The organism is Roseateles chitinivorans (assembly GCF_002761755.1).
Lineage (GTDB): Bacteria > Pseudomonadota > Gammaproteobacteria > Burkholderiales > Burkholderiaceae_C > Roseateles > Roseateles chitinivorans.
In genome coordinates this window covers 1-15,433 of the sequence record NZ_PEOG01000019.1, presented here as the reverse complement: position 1 = coordinate 15,433, position 15,433 = coordinate 1, and the positions used below count along the sequence as shown (strand labels likewise).

Annotated in this window: 15 protein-coding genes, 1 tRNA gene and 1 riboswitch; all 16 genes read left to right on the top strand. The window is 70.1% G+C overall.

Going from position 1 to position 15,433, the window contains the following annotated elements; all coding sequences use genetic code 11:
* The first annotated feature begins 14 nt into the window (after positions 1–14).
* The gene (locus CS062_RS08810; RefSeq protein ID WP_099861279.1) at positions 15–1,829 is read left to right on the top strand and encodes a tetratricopeptide repeat protein; all 1,815 of its coding nucleotides are present in this window, start codon (positions 15–17) and stop codon (positions 1,827–1,829) included.
* The gene (locus tag CS062_RS08805; RefSeq protein ID WP_099861278.1) at positions 1,829–2,413 is read left to right on the top strand and encodes an outer membrane lipoprotein LolB; all 585 of its coding nucleotides are present in this window, start codon (positions 1,829–1,831) and stop codon (positions 2,411–2,413) included. Before CS062_RS08810 ends, CS062_RS08805 begins: the two co-directional genes overlap by 1 nt.
* Positions 2,414–2,524: 111 nt before the next feature.
* Positions 2,525–3,619 (top strand): 4-(cytidine 5'-diphospho)-2-C-methyl-D-erythritol kinase, encoded by a 1,095-nt coding sequence (gene ispE, locus CS062_RS27420; RefSeq protein WP_438270468.1) that lies wholly within the window; start codon positions 2,525–2,527, stop codon positions 3,617–3,619.
* A gap of 38 nt (positions 3,620–3,657) precedes the next feature.
* A tRNA-Gln gene (locus CS062_RS08795) sits at positions 3,658–3,734 on the top strand.
* A 67-nt stretch (positions 3,735–3,801) separates the two neighbouring features.
* On the top strand, positions 3,802–4,764 hold the full coding sequence (locus CS062_RS08790; RefSeq protein WP_091721334.1) for a ribose-phosphate pyrophosphokinase: 963 nt from the start codon (positions 3,802–3,804) through the stop codon (positions 4,762–4,764).
* Positions 4,765–4,880: 116 nt separating this feature from the next.
* Positions 4,881–5,498, top strand: a complete 618-nt coding sequence (locus CS062_RS08785) for a 50S ribosomal protein L25/general stress protein Ctc (protein ID WP_091721331.1) — start codon at positions 4,881–4,883, stop codon at positions 5,496–5,498.
* Positions 5,499–5,610: 112 nt separating this feature from the next.
* Entirely contained in the window at positions 5,611–6,351 is a 741-nt protein-coding gene (gene pth, locus CS062_RS08780; RefSeq protein ID WP_099861277.1) for an aminoacyl-tRNA hydrolase, read from the top strand.
* 1 nt (position 6,352) lies between these two features.
* Complete coding sequence (locus CS062_RS08775) at positions 6,353–6,931, top strand: hypothetical protein (protein ID WP_099861276.1); 579 nt, start codon at positions 6,353–6,355, stop codon at positions 6,929–6,931.
* A riboswitch (cobalamin riboswitch) is annotated at positions 6,927–7,193 on the top strand. Its footprint overlaps the gene before it by 5 nt.
* Positions 7,194–7,302: 109 nt before the next feature.
* Entirely contained in the window at positions 7,303–9,306 is a 2,004-nt protein-coding gene (locus CS062_RS08765; protein ID WP_143742291.1) for a TonB-dependent receptor plug domain-containing protein, read from the top strand.
* Positions 9,307–9,405: 99 nt separating this feature from the next.
* The gene (gene cobU / locus CS062_RS08760; RefSeq protein WP_099861273.1) at positions 9,406–10,074 is read left to right on the top strand and encodes a bifunctional adenosylcobinamide kinase/adenosylcobinamide-phosphate guanylyltransferase; all 669 of its coding nucleotides are present in this window, start codon (positions 9,406–9,408) and stop codon (positions 10,072–10,074) included.
* Positions 10,071–11,024 (top strand): ABC transporter substrate-binding protein, encoded by a 954-nt coding sequence (locus CS062_RS08755; RefSeq protein ID WP_099861272.1) that lies wholly within the window; start codon positions 10,071–10,073, stop codon positions 11,022–11,024. Before cobU ends, CS062_RS08755 begins: the two co-directional genes overlap by 4 nt.
* Complete coding sequence (locus CS062_RS08750) at positions 11,024–12,073, top strand: FecCD family ABC transporter permease (protein ID WP_099861271.1); 1,050 nt, start codon at positions 11,024–11,026, stop codon at positions 12,071–12,073. Before CS062_RS08755 ends, CS062_RS08750 begins: the two co-directional genes overlap by 1 nt.
* 89 nt (positions 12,074–12,162) lie before the next feature.
* The gene (locus tag CS062_RS08745) at positions 12,163–12,966 is read left to right on the top strand and encodes an ABC transporter ATP-binding protein (protein ID WP_099861270.1); all 804 of its coding nucleotides are present in this window, start codon (positions 12,163–12,165) and stop codon (positions 12,964–12,966) included.
* 118 nt (positions 12,967–13,084) lie between these two features.
* The gene (locus tag CS062_RS08740) at positions 13,085–14,614 is read left to right on the top strand and encodes a cobyrinic acid a,c-diamide synthase CobB (RefSeq protein WP_099861269.1); all 1,530 of its coding nucleotides are present in this window, start codon (positions 13,085–13,087) and stop codon (positions 14,612–14,614) included.
* 7 nt (positions 14,615–14,621) lie between these two features.
* Positions 14,622–15,083: a hypothetical protein gene (locus CS062_RS08735; RefSeq protein WP_099861268.1), complete on the top strand. Its 462-nt coding sequence runs from the start codon at positions 14,622–14,624 to the stop codon at positions 15,081–15,083.
* On the top strand, positions 15,080–15,433 hold a 354-nt coding region (locus CS062_RS08730; protein ID WP_099861267.1), incomplete at its 3' end, for a DUF2149 domain-containing protein. The genes CS062_RS08735 and CS062_RS08730, both read left to right, overlap by 4 nt.

Below are 15,433 nucleotides of genomic sequence, written 5' to 3'. Positions count from 1 at the left end.
TTCAGGAGTTCCTCATGCCCGCCCTCGTGCGCCACCGCTGGTGGCTCTCCGCCGCCCTCGCCCTGAGCTGCGCCGCCCAAGCCCAGACCCAGACCCCGGAGACGCCCGCCGCGGCCGACGCGCCCGCCTCCGCCGCCTCGGCGCCGGTCGTCAATTCCGACCTCGACGCGCCGATGTTCTATCAGCTGCTGATCGGCGAACTCGAGCTCCAGGGCGGCCAGCCCGGCGTCGCCTACCAGGTGCTGCTCGACGCCGCCCGCCGCAGCAACGACGAGGAGCTGTTCCGCCGCGTCGTCCAGATCGCGCTGCAGTCGCGCGCCGGCGACCAGGCCGCCATCGCCGCCCGCGCCTGGCGCGAGGCGCTGCCGACCTCGCTGGAGGCGCACCGCACGCAGATCCAGCTGCTCGCGCTGCTGAACCGCCCGGCCGAGATCCCGCCGGTGCTGCGCTCCCTGCTCGCGCTGACGCCGGCCGACGGCCGCGGCCCGCTGATCGCGGCGCTGCCGGGGCTGTTCCAGCGCAGCCCGGAACCGGCGCGGGTGCAGGAGGCCTTCGAGCCGCTGCTGCGCGAGACCGCCGCGAAGCCGGAGACGCGCTTCGCCTCGCTGCTGGTGCTGGCTCTGCTCGCCAAGAACGCCGACCGCTACGAGACCGCGCTGATCCACGTCCGCGCCGCCGCCAAGGACTTCCCCGAGCGCGAGGAACCGCTGCTGATGGCGCTGGAGCTGCTGCCGCGCCGCCCCGAGGCCGAGGCGCTGGTCACCGCCGAGTTGCAGGCCAAGCCCGACAAGCAGGCGCTGCGCCTGGCCTATGCCCGCGCGCTGGCCCGTGCCCAGCGGCCCGGCGACGCGGCGCGCGAGTTCCGGGTGCTGACGCAGGAGTCGCCCGACGACGCATCCCATTGGCTGGCGCTGGGCGCGCTGGAGCTGGACCTGCAGCATCCCGACGCGGCCGAGACGGCGCTGCAGCGCTACCTGAAGCTGGTGGACAAGCCCGGCGGCGCGTCATCGTCGCTGGCCGAGCGTGCGATCGCGGCGGCCGGCCTGGACAAGGCCGACAAGGAAGCCCACCTGCAGGGCCAGTTGCTGCTGGCCCAGGCCGCCGAGATGCGCGGCGACTTCAAGACCGCCGAGAAGCGCCTGGCCGGCATCGAGGCCGCACCGGGCAACCTGGACATCGCCTACCGCCGCGCCTCGCTGCTGGCGCGCCAGGGCCGGATCGACGAGGGTCGCGAGTTGCTGCGGCAGCTGCCCGCCGATCGCGACCAGGACCGCCGCGCCCGCGTGCTGGCCGAGTCCCAGCTGCTGCGCGAGAACAAGCAATGGCAGGCCGCCTACGACCTGCTCGGCCAGGCGATCAAGCAGGCGCCGGAGGATGCGGACCTGATCTACGAGCAGTCGATGATGGCCGAGAAGCTCGGCCGGGCGCAGGAGATGGAAGCGCTGCTGCAGAAGGTGATCCAGCTCAAACCCCAGCATTACCACGCGTACAACGCCCTCGGCTACTCGCTGGCCGATCGCAACGAGCGGCTGCAGGAGGCGCGTGACCTGATCTCCAAGGCGCTGAGCTTCGCGCCGGGCGAGCCCTTCATCGTCGACAGCATGGGCTGGGTGGAATTCCGCCTCGGACGGCTGGGCGAGGCGGAGCGGCTGCTGCGCCAGGCCTACGGCTCGCGCCCCGACGCGGAGATCGCCGCCCACCTCGGCGAGGTGCTCTGGGCCGCCGGCCAGCAGGACGAGGCGCGTCGCGTCTTCGCCGACGCTGCCAGACGCGATCCGCGCAACGAGGCGCTGCAGTCGGTGATGCAACGCCTGCAGGTCCGTCCCTGATGCGGCGGCGGCAATTCCAGTTCGGCGCGCTGGCCGTCCTCGGGACGACGACGCTGGCCGGCTGCAGTTCGGTGCCCAAGGCCTCCGGCGGCGATGCCGCAGCGCTCGCCCAGGCACCGCGCCTGACCGGCAAATTCGGGCTGATCGTTCCGGCCGGCCCCGGCGGCCAGCCGCGCGGGCAGAACGTCAACGCCAGCTTCGAGCTGCTCGGCGACCCGCGCCGCGGCCAGCTCGAGATGAGCACGCCGATGGGCAGCCTGGTCGCGCGGGTGTCGTGGCAACCCGGATCCGCCTGGGTCAAGACGCCCGACGGCGACCGGGCCTATGACGACATCGACGCGCTGACGCAGGAACTGCTCGGCGAGACGCTGCCGCTGCAGGCGCTGTTCGACTGGCTGCGCGGCCGGCCTTGGCCGCAGGCCCCCTCCCGGGCGGCCGACGGCACCGGCTTCCAGCAACTGGGCTGGCAGGTGGATCTGCGTCGCTTCGGCGACCAGCTGATCTCCGCCCAGCGGCTCAATCCGAATGGATCCGAACCGCTGGCGACGCTGCGCCTGAAACTCGACGCGCCGGTCACGCCGTGATATCCCGGCGTCGCGCCAGGGTATTTTTCGAGCACTTTTCACGAGGGAATCGCGCGCGGCTCGTTAATCGCACGTGCGGCCCTTGAATACTCGGCGGCATACTGCGCCGCCATGTCGACGCCCATGACCCCGATTTCCCCCGCCGCGCCCTTGAAGGCGCTCTACGACGTGCCGGCGCCGGCCAAGCTCAACCTCTTCCTGCATGTGGTGGGCAAGCGACCGGACGGCTATCACCTGCTGCAATCGCTGTTCGTGCTGATCGACTGGGCCGACACGCTGCACTTCGACCGCCGCGACGACGGCGCGCTGCACCGCCACGATCGCGGCGACGCGCTGCCGGCGGACGATCTCTGCCTGCGCGCCGCGCGTGCGCTGCAGCAGGCCAGCGGTTGCGGCTTCGGCGCCGACATCCACATCGAGAAGCGCCTGCCCTCGGGGGCGGGCATGGGCGGCGGCTCCTCGGACGCGGCCAGCACGCTGCTGGCGCTGAATCGGCTGTGGGGCTTGAACTGGTCGCGCCAGCGGCTGCTGCCGATCGCGCTTCAGCTGGGCGCGGACGTGCCGTTCTTCGTCGGCGGGCGCAATGCCTTCGTCGAAGGCATTGGCGAGGTCCTGACCCCGCTGGACGTGCCCGAACTGCGACTGGCGGTGGTCAAGCCGGCGGCCAGCATTGGCACCAAGGAAATTTTTTCGAGCCCGCTGTTGCAAAGGTCGGAAAGCGTGGCTATAGTAGCGGGCTTTCCTGCAGCGAACGGCAGACGCAGCGAAGACAGTCCGGCAACGGATTTTCCGAGCGACGAAGCCAATAGCTCGGGTGAACGCAAAGGCAGTATCTGCCGCGATCACCAAATGCAAGAAATACTCGTGCAGCAGTTGTACGAAGGTTGGGGCAGAAATGATCTGCAACCTCCCGCGGAAGCTGCCAGTCGCGAAGTATCGACAGCGCTTGAGTGGTTGCAAACCCGCTACGAAAATTCTCGGATGACGGGTTCAGGCAGTGCAGTTTTTGCTATAGTTCGGCCCTCGCGAATTGCAACGCAAACAGCAGTGCAAAACGCGGCGCAGGAAAAGGACACGGTCACCGGCCTGGAGAGCAATCTCAAGGCGACACCGGAAGGCGAGTTCCAGGAACTCCCGGACGGTTGGGTCGGAAGGATGTGTCGCAGTCTGTCGGTCCACCCTTTGCGGGGCTGGGCGGAAGACTGAAGGTTGTAGGGTGTTGTTCCTCGAACAATGTCCGGTGTAGGGGAGTCGCCAAGTTGGTTAAGGCATCGGATTTTGATTCCGACATGCGAGGGTTCGAGTCCTTCCTCCCCTGCCAAATTCTCAGTTTCAATCCGGGACCCGCTGGGTTGGCCACCGGGCCATAAATCTAAGGATGGCCCGTCGTGCTGCTCAATACCGTCCTCTTCACGGGTAACGCTAACCCGTCCCTCTCCAAGGAAATCGCCTCGCATCTGGGCCTCGAGCTCGGCAAGGCCGTGGTTGGTCGTTTTTCCGACGGTGAAGTGACGGTCGAGATCCAGCAGAACGTCCGCGCCCGCGACGTGTTCGTGATCCAGCCCACCTGCGCACCCACGAACGAGAACCTGATGGAACTCCTGATCATGGTCGATGCGTTGAAGCGCGCCAGCGCGCGCCGCATCACCGCCGTGATCCCCTACTTCGGTTACGCCCGCCAGGACCGCCGCCCGCGGTCGACGCGCGTGCCGATCTCGGCCAAGGTCGTGGCCAACCTGCTGGAGACCGTCGGCGTCGAGCGCGTCCTGACGATGGACCTGCACGCGGACCAGATCCAGGGCTTCTTCGACATTCCCGTCGACAACATCTACGCCTCGCCGGTGCTGCTGTCGGACCTGAAGGCCCGCAACTACAGCGACCTGGTGGTGGTCAGCCCCGACGTCGGCGGCGTGGTGCGCGCCCGTGCGCTGGCCAAGCAGCTGGGCTGCGACCTGGCGATCATCGACAAGCGCCGCCCGGCCGCCAACGTCTCGGAAGTGATGCATGTCATCGGCGAGATCGACGGCCGCAACTGCGTGATCATGGACGACATGATCGACACGGCCGGCACGCTGGTGAAGGCCGCCGAAGTGCTGAAGGACCGCGGCGCCAAGAGCGTCTTCGCCTACTGCACGCACCCGATCCTGTCGGGCCCCGCGATCGAGCGCATCGCCGGTTCGCACCTGGACGAGGTCGTCATCAGCAACACGATCCCGCTGTCGGAAGCCGCCAAGGCCTGCGGCAAGATCCGCCAGCTGTCGGTCGCCTTCCTGTTCGCCGAGACCATCCGCCGCATTTCGGACGGTGAATCGGTGACCTCCCTCTTCAGCGAGCAGAACAACAACTTCTGATCGCATTGCAGTTCCGGCCGCTGTTCGCAAGGACAGCGGCCGTTTCGTGAAGGTGCCTGGTCGCGGGGCCTTCAACCGGAGCGCCATGGGGGTGCTCCGTCACTTTGGAGTCAGATATGAAATTCGTCGCTTTCGAGCGCAAGCAGCAGGGGACCGGAGCGAGCCGCCGCCTGCGTTTCGCCGGCAAGGTGCCCGGCATTGTCTACGGTGCCGGCGAGCCGGCCCTGGTCGAGCTGGATCACAACGCGCTGTACCACGCCATGAAGAAGGAAGCTTTCCACAGCTCCATCCTCGACATGGAAGTGGACGGCAAGACCACGCAAGTGCTGCTGCGTGACTTCCAGATGCACCCGTACAAGCAGCAAGTGCTGCACGTGGACTTCCAGCGCGTCGACGCCACGACCCGCATCACCAAGAAGGTGCCGCTGCACTTCGTCGGTGAAGCCGAGTCGCCGGCCGTCAAGACCGACAAGGGCACCGTGAACCACGTGCTGACCCAGCTGGAAATCACCTGCCTGGCGCAACAGCTGCCCGAGTTCATCGAGGTGGACCTGAGCAACCTGACGATGGGTCATTCGATCCATGTGAACGACCTGAAGCTGGCCGATCACATCAAGGTCGTCACGCACGGCAAGCCGAACCCGGTCGTCGCCACCCCGGTGCCCCCGGTCGTGGAAGAGATCGTGGTGGCCGCCGCTCCGGCCGCGGACGACAAGAAAAAGAAGAAGAAGTAATTTCTTCCTCTGCGACGGACACGCACCTGACGAGGCGCATGTCCATCGCCCCGAAGAAGGCCCCGCTCGCGGGGCCTTCTGCATTTGGGCTCGACGCTGATAATCCCGACCCATGATTCGTCTCTTTGTCGGCCTGGGCAATCCCGGCCCCGAATATGAAGACACCCGGCACAACGCCGGGTTCTGGTGGATCGACGCGCTGGCGCGCGGTCTCAAGGTCACGCCGCAGCTGGACACCAAGTACTTCGGCCTGGTCGCGCGGGTCAACGACGCGCCGGGCGCTGCCGGTCCGATCTGGCTGCTGCAGCCGATGACCTACATGAATCTCTCCGGCAAGTCGGTGGCGGCGCTGGCGCGCTTCTTCAAGATCGCGCCCGAGGAGATCCTCGCGATCCACGACGAACTCGAGATCGCGCCGGGCGAGCTCAAGCTCAAGCAGGGCGGCGGCAATGCCGGCCACAACGGCCTGAAGGACATGCAGGCCCAGCTGGGCAGCGCGAACTTCTGGCGCCTGCGGCTGGGCATCGGCCATCCGGGCCACAAGGGCGAGGTCGCCGGTTATGTGCTGCGCAAGCCGCCGCTGGCGGAACGCCAGGCGGTGGAGGACTGCATCGCCAAGTCCTTCGAAGCCTTCAAGCTGATGACCGCCGGCGACATGGCCAAGGCCGTGGCGCTGCTGCACGCCAAGCCGCCCAGACCGAAGCCGCCCCGCCCCGCCCACCTGCCGCCAAAACCGGGCACCCCCACAGGCGTTCCAACAGGCGCCGCACCGGTGGGGGCGTCGGCCGCCGCCACGCCGGCGACGCCCGCTCCCTCCATTCCCGATCCCGTTCCCCCGACCTCCGGAGCCTGACATGCCGACGCGCGCCGCCTCGATCCTGACGACTGTTGTGCTGGTCCTCATGTTCGGCGCGGCGCACGCGCAGCAAGAGAGCGCCAAACCCAAGCCGACGCAGGAACGCACCTTCGGCTACTACCGCTGCGGCCCGCAGGGACTGGACCTGCGCGACAGCCCCTGCCCCGAGGGCCCGTCGCAGGCGATCGACCTGCCGCAGGACCGCGTCGATCCGAAGGAAGCCGCCGCCGCCCGCAAGCGCGCGGCCGACGAGGCGAGCGAACTCGCCTCGCGACAACGCGAGCGCGACCGTCTGGCGGCGCAATCGCCACCGCCCGCCGCCGCCGGCATCGACGGCTCGGTCTCGCCCCGGCCCCCGAAGGCGTCGACACGCCCGTCCAAGCCCGCCGATCCGAAGAAGCCCAAGCCCAAGGATCCGAAGCAGCCGCCGAAGAAGAAGCCCAAGCTGCCGAAGTCGCCGGAACCGTCGCTGCCGCCGAAGCCGACGACCAAGCCTGGCAAGAAGGCACCGGCGATGGTGGGCGACGGCGCGCTCCAGCCCCTGCCCAGACGCGGCGAGGCCGAAACACCTCGCTAGAATGCGCGCCGTTGGTGCTCGCGCGGACATTGCGTCCGAGCAGTTAAACGGGAATCAGGAAGCGGGCGCATCGCCGATGCGCGAGCCAACCTGAGCTGTCCCCGCAACGGTAAGTGGCCGCCGGCCGCGCGCCCCGGATCCTGAGGAAGGACCGGGCACGCCGCCGGCACTGCCTGTCCCCATGTCCACTGGTGCGCTCGCGCTGGGAAGGACACAGGCAGCGGCCACCAGCCCGGATACCGGCCAACAGGTGGTGCCCGCCAGCCGATCCCGACCCGTCCCTGCGACGGATCGACGACGCAGCCGGCGGCATCGTTCCTCAGACGTCCTGCGGGTGAGCAGGGCCCTGAACCCGTCGTTGGTCCGTCCTCATGCTTCCGTTCGTTTCGCGCGCGCGCGCCACTGCCCGCTCGCTGCTCGTCCTCACGCCGCTGGCGCTGGCCGCCACTGCCTTCGCGCAGTCCGCGTCCTCCTCAGCGTCCGCGTCCTCCTCTGCGCCCGCGCCCTCCTCCTCTGCGCCCTCCTCCTCTGCGCCCTCTTCCGCGCCCGCCTCCACGCCGGCCTCCGCCCTCGCCCTGTCAGCGGGCTCCGGCCCGGCGAGCCGGCTCGACGAGGTCACCGTCACCGGCTCCCGCAGCCCGATGCGGCTGGGCGACATCGCCGCCGAACTGACCGTCATCACCCGCGACACCATCGAGCGCCAGGGCTTCGGCAACGTCGCCGCGCTGCTGCGCAATGTCGCCGGCCTGCAGATGACCAACAACGGCGGTCCCGGCAACACCACCTCGGTCTTCGTGCGCGGCGCCGAGACCCGCCACACCGTCGTCCTGATCGATGGCGTGCGCATCGACGGCCAATCGACCGGCGGCGCGCGCTGGGAGAACCTGCCGGTCTCGCTGATCGATCGCGTCGAGGTGCTCAAGGGCCCGGCCAGCGCGCTGTACGGCTCGGATGCCATCGGCGGCGTGGTGCAGATCTTCACCCGCCAGGGCAGCGGCCGGCCGCAGCTGGGCCTGGGCATCGGCGGTGGCAACCTCGGCCAGATCAAGGCCGACGTCTCGCTGCTGGGCGGCAATGCGGACTTCGACTACGCCGGCTCGCTGGCCGTCGATCGCGGCACCGGCTTCAACGCCTACGGCCTCACGACCAGCAAGAACTTCAATCCCGACAAGGACGGCTGGCGCAACTACAACGGCAGCCTGCGCCTGGGCGCCCGTCTCGCCGAGGGCCAGCGCCTGGAGCTGCTTGGCCTGAAGAGCCGCAGCGACGTCGGCTACGACGCCGGCAAGAACGCCGACGACCGCGGCATCACCGAATCGATCGCCGCCAAGCTCAGCCTGAAGTCGATCTGGTCGGAGGTGCTGTCGACGCAGCTCTCCGTCGGCCAGTCGGAAGAGAACTACGAGACGCGCCCCAGCGCTCCCTACCTGACGAGAACCCGCATCCGCAGCGCCTCGCTGCTGGGCTTCTACCGGATCAATGCCGAGCACCAGCTCAATGGCGTGCTGGAGCGGCGCGAGGACCGCCTCGTCAATGTCGATCTGGTCGCCGGCGGCGCCGGCACCCGCAGCCAGAATGCGGTCGGCCTGAGCTACCTCGGCACGCTGGGCGCGCTGAGCCTGCAGGCGCACGGCCGTCACGACGACGACAGCGAGTTCGGCGGCATCGACACCGGCAGCCTGGCGGCCGGCTACCGGCTCGGCGGTGGCTGGCGGGTGACGGCCTCGACGGGCAATGCCTTCCGCGCGCCCACGCTGTTCCATCGCGGCAGCGTCTACGGCCCGGACACCAGCAAGGGCTTCCCGGAACTGCGGCCGGAGCGCGGCCACAACCGCGAAGCCGGTCTGGCCTGGGCCCAGGGGGACCTGGACTTCGCCATCACCACCTTCCGCAACCGCGTCAGCGACCTGATCGCGTTCGGGGCGGCGGGCAGCTGCCGCTCCACGACCGGCTGCTACACCAACGTCGCCCGCGCGATGCTCAAGGGCACCAGCCTGAAGGGGGGCGCGACCCTGGGCGCGGTGAAGTTCAGCGCCACCGCCGACTTCCTCGACCCGACCGATGCCAACACCGGCCGCCAGCTGCAGCGCCGCGCCAAGCGCTTCGGCACGCTGCGCGCCGAGACGACGCTGCGCACCTGGACGCTGGGCGCGAACCTGGTCGGCTCCGGCGAGCGCTTCGACGACGCCGCCAACAAGACCCGACTCGGCGGCTATGGCCTGCTCAACCTGGATGCGCAACTCGCGTTCGCCAAGGACTGGCGCCTGCAGTTGAATGTCGACAACGCGTTCAACCGCCAGTACCAGACGGCGAATTTCTTCAACCAGGCGGGCCGGACCTGGTTCGTGATGCTGCGCTACGCGCCGACGCTGTGACCGCCGCCCGCCTCGACGCCCGTCCTCATCCGCGCGGAGCCGCGCGGTAAGGTCGCACTTCCACCTCGCTCTTCCACTTCGCACCTCCCGGAGCCTCGGATGCCTGCTCATCATCTGATCGTCGGCGGCCAGCGCAGCGGCAAGTCCCGCCATGCGGAGCGCCTCGCGCTGCGCTGGGCGCGAGTGCCGGGCCATCAGGTCACCGTGGTCGCGACCGCCGAGGCGCATGACGACGAGATGCGCGAGCGCATCGCCCGCCACCGCGCCGAGCGTCCGAGCGGCTTCGACACCGTCGAGGCGCCGCTGCGACTCTGCGAGGCGCTGCGAGCGGCGGCATCGCCCCGACGACTGCTGGTCGTCGATTGCCTGACGCTGTGGCTCACGAACTGGCTGATGCCGATGGCCGGCGCGCCGCGCCTGGACGACTGGCGCGCCGAGTGTGCCGAGTTGCAGCGCCTGCTGCCGGCACTGGCCTCGCCGGTGGTCTTCGTGTCCAACGAGGTCGGATGGGGCGTCATGCCGATGGGCCGCGAGGTGCGCGCCTACGTGGACGAACTCGGCCGGCTCAATCAGCAGGTCGCGCGGCAGTGCGGCGAGCTCACGCTGATGGTGGCTGGCCAGCCGTGGACGCGGCCGGTCGAGCCGCTGGACGAGGCCAGGAACGCGGACACCATCGTGGACACCCGCGCGGACACGAACCGCGCCGGCCACGAGGTACCCGCCGGCGAGCATGTCGACGCCACGGACAGCAAGGAGAACCACCAATGAAGTCGAAGGGAGCCCTCCGCCGCGTCGATGGCGTGCGCATCGCGCTGTCGCTGGTTGCGCTCGTCATGACCGCGACCGCGGCGCGTGCCGTGCCGATCACGATCCAGGACGATCGTGGCCACACGGTGACGCTGCCGGACGTGCCTCGGCGCATCGTCAGTCTGCTGCCCTCGCTGACCGAGACCATCTGCGAGCTGGGCGATTGCGCCAAGGTCGTGGGCGTCGACCGCTTCTCCAACTTCCCCGCCAGCGTGCAGAAGCTGCCCCGGCTCGGCGGCCTGGACGACACCAGCATCGAGTCCCTGGTCGCGCTCAAGCCCGATGTCGTCGTGGCGGGTGTCTCGGCGCGCGTCATCGATCGCCTGGAAGGCCTGGGCCTGCGCGTCGTGGCGCTGGAGCCCAAGAGCATGAACGACGTCCAGCGGGTGCTGGGCAAGATGGGCCGCCTCCTGGGCAAGGAGGACGACGCGCGCCGCCTGTGGAACCGGGTCGACGGCCACATCGCGCAGAGCGCGGCCACGCTGCCGCCGGCCGCCCGCGGGCTCAGCGTCTATTACGAGGTCGATGCCGGCCCCTATGGCGCGGGCACCGCGTCCTTCATGGGCGAGATCCTGGCGCGGCTCGGCGCGAAGAACATCATCCCGGCCGAACTCGGCCCCTTCCCCAAGCTCAATCCTGAATTCATCGTCCGCGCCGACCCGCAGGTGATCATGGTCGGCCAGCGCAATGCCGCGGGTCTGCCGCAGCGGCCGGGCTGGTCGGCGATCCGCGCGGTCAGGAACCAGCGCATCTGCGTCTGGGTGCCGGCCGAGTCCGACGTGCTCGTGCGTCCGGGGCCGCGCATGTCGGAAGCGGCGGCGCTGATGGCGCGCTGCCTGCGCGAGGCGGCGCTCGGTCCGGTGGCCTGGCCGACGACGCCCTTCAACGCACCGCCCGGAGGCATGCGCTGATGCACGCCCGGTCCGCGTCGTCCACTTCTTCGGCGTCATCGGCCACGTCCGCCAGGACCGCCGCGCAGTTGGTCGCGCTGCTCCTGCTGGGCGCGGTGCTGCTCGCGCTGGGCCTGGCGATCGGCAGCCTGGGCTGGAGTCCCTGGACCGAAGCCGGCGACACGATGCGGTTGATCCTCTGGGACATCCGCGCGCCGCGCTCCATCGGCGCCTGGTTGGCAGGCGCGCTGCTGGCGCTGGCCGGCGCGATCGCGCAGGGCCTGTTCCGCAATCCGCTGGCCGACCCCTACCTGCTGGGCTGCTCGGCGGGTGCGTCGCTGGGCGTGGCCGCGCTGCTCTTCATCATGGGCATCTCGCCGGCGGCGGCCGCGCTGGCGCTGCGCGTCGGCATGACCGGCGCGGCCTTCGTCGGCGCCATCGGCGCGGTGCTGCTGACGCTGGTGCTGGCGCGCGGTGTCACGCAGAGCCTGCGGCTGCTGCTGGCCGGCGTCGTCGTCGGCGTGGTGCTGGGCTCCGGCTCGGCCCTGTTGACGCTGATGAATCCCGACATCCTGCGCGCGATGCAGGCCTTCATGCTGGGCAGCACCGGCTACGTCGGCTGGAGCGCGGTGCAGGTGATGGTCGTCTCACTCGGCCTGTGCCTGCTGACCGCGCTCGGCTGCAGCCGCACGCTGGACGCGCTGACGCTGGGCGAGGACACCGCCCGTTCCCTGGGCCAGCGCCTCACCCTGATCCGGCTGGTGCTGATCGCCGCGCTCTCGCTGGCCACCGGCGCCGCGGTCGCCCAGTGCGGGCTGATCGCCTTCGTCGGCCTGGTCGCGCCGCACCTGGTGCGCAGCTGGGGACCGACCACGCACGGCGCGCTGCTGCTGCTGTCCGCGCTGACCGGCGGTGCGCTGCTGCTCGCGGCCGACATCGCCGCCCGCTGGGTCATCGCACCGCAGGAGCTGCCGGTCGGCATCATCACCGCACTGCTGGGCGGCAGCTACCTGCTGTGGCTGATGCATCGGCGCAAGGCGCATTTCGGCGGCGCGGGAGGCAGCCAATGAGCGCCGCCCGGTTCGACGACGAAAGCCGCCCAGGTCGTGGCGACGCATCCGGGGCATCCTCGGCATCCTCGGCATCGGACGTGTCCGGTATGCCCGGCGCCGCCATGGCGGCCGACGCGGTGACCCTCGGTCCCGTGCCCGCGTTGCGCATCGAGCTGCAGGCTTTGTCGCTCGGCCACAGGCAGGTCCTGCACCCGCTGACGCTGGCGCCCGCGCCGCGCGCGTGGACGGCGATCGTGGGGCCGAACGGCGCCGGCAAGTCCACCCTGCTGCGCGCGATCGCGGGCTTGCTGCCCTTCGACGGCACTCTGACGCTGGACGGCAAGCCATGGCACGCATGGCCTGCGAAGGCGCGCGCGCGCCAGGTCGCCTGGCTGGGCCAGAACGAGGCTGCATCCGAGGACCTGACCGCCTACGACATCGCAATGCTCGGCCGCCTGCCCCACCAGCCCTGGCTGGCGCCGGCGAGCGCGGCCGATCACGCGACGGTCGAGCATGCGATGCGCCAGACGCAGAGCTGGGACTGGCGGGACCGCGCGCTGGGCAGCCTCTCTGGCGGCGAGCGCCAGCGGGTGCTGCTGGCGCGGGCGCTGGCGGTGCGCTCCGGCGTGCTGCTGATGGACGAACCGCTGGCTCACCTCGATCCGCCGCACCAGAGCGACTGGGCGCGCATCGTGCGCGGACGCGTCGCCGCGGGCGGCGCGGTGGTCAGCGTGCTGCACGAGCTCAATGTCGCGCTGCAGGCGGACACGCTGGTCGTCATGGACGGTGGTCGCATCGTCCATCAGGGTGCGCCGCATGACCCCGCCACGCACGACGCGCTGCAGCGCGTGTTCCACCACCGGCTGCTGATCCTGCAGGTGCAAGGTCGATGGGTGGCGCTCAATGAATGACGGTCGGACACCCACCCCGGCCATCGACGCGGTACCGCCGGTGGAAGACCCTCACCCCTCCCTCTCCCGCGCTGCGGGAGAGCGGGAAAGACGCGACAGCGATGGAGCCGATGCCGTGATGACCGACTGCCCCGCCTTCCTCATCAGCGCACCGGCCTCGGGCCAGGGCAAGACCAGCGTCACCGCGGCCATCGCGCGCTCGGCGCGTCGGCGCGGCCTGCGCGTGCGCGTCTTCAAGACCGGCCCGGACTACCTGGACCCGATGGTGCTGGCGCGCGCCAGCGGACACACCGTCTACCAGCTCGATCTCTTCATGGGCGGCGAGGCGCATTGCCGCGAGCTGCTGACGCGGGCCTCGCGGGAAGCGGACCTGGTCCTGGTCGAGGGCGTGATGGGCCTGTTCGACGGCAAGCCCAGCAGCGCGGACCTGGCGGCCACCTTCGACCTGCCGGTGATCGCGGTGATGGACGCCTCCGCGATGGCACAGACCTTCGGCGCGCTGGCGACGGGCCTGGCCCGCTTCCGTGACGACATCCAGGTGGCGGGCGTGGTCGCCAACCGGGTCGGCAGCGACGCGCACGCCCGCATGGTGGGCGAGTCCCTGCCCGCCGACCTCCCATTGATCGCCGCGCTGAAGCGCGACGCGGCGCTCTCGCTCCCCGAGCGCCACCTCGGCCTGGTGCAGGCGCTGGAGCTTCCGGAGATCGACGCGCAACTGGACGCCTGGGCCGACGCCTGGGACGCCGGCACCGCCTTGGCCGCCCCGGCGTCCGCATCCGCAGATGCCTTCGAACGCGTACCGGCTCCGGGTTCTGCTGCTGCATCGTTGGAGGTGGTCCTCGGTGGTTCGGGGACGGGCGACCGGGGGCCTCTTTTCGGAACTCAAGGGAGGAATTTGCTTGCCGGCAGGCAAGCAAAGGAAGGAGATGGAGAAAAGGGGCCCCCGGTCGCTCGTCCTGCGCTCGGTCTCCCGCGCGACCCAGCCCCGCTTGCCGGCCGACGCATCGCCGTGGCCAACGACGCCTGTTTCTCCTTCATCTATCCCGCCAACCTCGACCTCCTGCGCGCGCTGGGCGCGGAGGTCCACGAGTTCAGCCCGATCGCCGGCGATTCGCTGCCGGCTTGCGATGCCTTGTGGCTACCGGGCGGCTATCCCGAGCTGCATGCTCCGGCGCTGCGGGCTCATCCTGTTTTCTTCCGCGACCTGACCGCGCACCTGGCCGCGGGCAAGCCGATGCTGGCCGAGTGTGGCGGCATGCTGGTGCTGCTCGACGCGCTGGCTGATGGCGAGGGAGCGGTCCATGCGATGGCGGGGTTGATGCCGGGTCGTGCGTCGATGCAGAAGCGGCTGGCGGCATTGGGCTTGCAGTCGATCGACTGGCCGGAGGGCGAGTTGCGCGGCCACACCTTCCATTACTCGACGCTGGAGACGCCGTGGCTGCCGCGGGCCACCGCGCGCAATCCCAACGCGGGTCGCGCGGCCGAGCGTCTGTACATCGAGGGCTCGCTGCGCGCGAGCTATGTGCACCACTACTTCCCGTCGAACCCGGCGGCGATCGCCGCGTTCTTCGGCGGGGCGGCCGCCGCTGCCACCACCGCCGATGCCGCTGCGACCTCCGCCGGCGCCCACCCCATTGCCACGAACTGAGTTCCCCATGCTGCTCGAATCCGGATTCGCCCACATCGCGCAGGCCCTGCTGTGGCCGGTGCTGATCCTCGTCGCCCTGGGCTTCGTCTATGCGCTGTGGAGCGCGGGCGCCACGCTGATGGAGGCGGTGCAGCGGCGCCGTCCCGGCTACCGGCTGCTGAAGGTGCAGGCGGGCAGCTCGCTCGAGACACTCGAGCTGCAGGTCGTGCGCAGCCTGGAGGCGCCGCGCCTGCTGGGTCGCGTCGCCCCGCTGCTGGGCCTGATCGCGACCATGGTCCCGCTGGGCCCGGCGCTGCAGAGCGTCGCGGCCGGCCAGGGCCAGCAGGCACTGGCGGTGTTCAGCTCGGCCTTCTCCGGCGTGGTGCTGGCGCTGGCCGCGGCGGCGATCGCGCTGGTCGTGTACTCGATCCGTCGCCGCTGGCTGCTGGCCGAGCTGCTGGCGATCAAGACCGAGCAGGGCTGGACATGAGCACCGGCCGCCGCCTGTCCATCCTCGCCGAGGAGGATGACGACCCGATGCTGTCCGCGGTGAACCTGGTGGACGTGTTCCTGGTGCTGGTCGTCGCGCTGCTGACGGCGGTCGCGCTGCAGCAGCAGTCGCAGGCGAACGAGACGGTGATCCGCAACCCCGGCCAGCCGGGCATGGAGATCGTCGTCCGCAAGGATGGCCAGGAGATCAAGTACCGCGGCAACGGCGGCAGCGCCGAAGGCCAGGGCGAGCGGGCCGGCGTCGCCTACAAGATGAAGGACGGCTCGATCATCTACGTGCCCGAGGCGGGCGAGGCCGGAAGCCCGGGCGGCACGCCCGCGGGTGTGCCC

What these genes read in the sequence shown, in the direction of transcription:
- CS062_RS08810 (WP_099861279.1), top strand. Translation starts at nt 15, where the DNA reads ATGCCCGCCCTCGTGCGCCACCGCTGGTGGCTCTCCGCCGCCCTCGCC.
- CS062_RS08805 (WP_099861278.1), top strand. Translation starts at nt 1,829, where the DNA reads ATGCGGCGGCGGCAATTCCAGTTCGGCGCGCTGGCCGTCCTCGGGACG.
- ispE (WP_438270468.1), top strand. Translation starts at nt 2,525, where the DNA reads ATGTCGACGCCCATGACCCCGATTTCCCCCGCCGCGCCCTTGAAGGCG.
- CS062_RS08785 (WP_091721331.1), top strand. Translation starts at nt 4,881, where the DNA reads ATGAAATTCGTCGCTTTCGAGCGCAAGCAGCAGGGGACCGGAGCGAGC.
- pth (WP_099861277.1), top strand. Translation starts at nt 5,611, where the DNA reads ATGATTCGTCTCTTTGTCGGCCTGGGCAATCCCGGCCCCGAATATGAA.
- CS062_RS08775 (WP_099861276.1), top strand. Translation starts at nt 6,353, where the DNA reads ATGCCGACGCGCGCCGCCTCGATCCTGACGACTGTTGTGCTGGTCCTC.
- CS062_RS08765 (WP_143742291.1), top strand. Translation starts at nt 7,303, where the DNA reads ATGCTTCCGTTCGTTTCGCGCGCGCGCGCCACTGCCCGCTCGCTGCTC.
- cobU (WP_099861273.1), top strand. Translation starts at nt 9,406, where the DNA reads ATGCCTGCTCATCATCTGATCGTCGGCGGCCAGCGCAGCGGCAAGTCC.
- CS062_RS08755 (WP_099861272.1), top strand. Translation starts at nt 10,071, where the DNA reads ATGAAGTCGAAGGGAGCCCTCCGCCGCGTCGATGGCGTGCGCATCGCG.
- CS062_RS08750 (WP_099861271.1), top strand. Translation starts at nt 11,024, where the DNA reads ATGCACGCCCGGTCCGCGTCGTCCACTTCTTCGGCGTCATCGGCCACG.
- CS062_RS08745 (WP_099861270.1), top strand. Translation starts at nt 12,163, where the DNA reads ATGCCCGGCGCCGCCATGGCGGCCGACGCGGTGACCCTCGGTCCCGTG.
- CS062_RS08740 (WP_099861269.1), top strand. Translation starts at nt 13,085, where the DNA reads ATGACCGACTGCCCCGCCTTCCTCATCAGCGCACCGGCCTCGGGCCAG.
- CS062_RS08735 (WP_099861268.1), top strand. Translation starts at nt 14,622, where the DNA reads ATGCTGCTCGAATCCGGATTCGCCCACATCGCGCAGGCCCTGCTGTGG.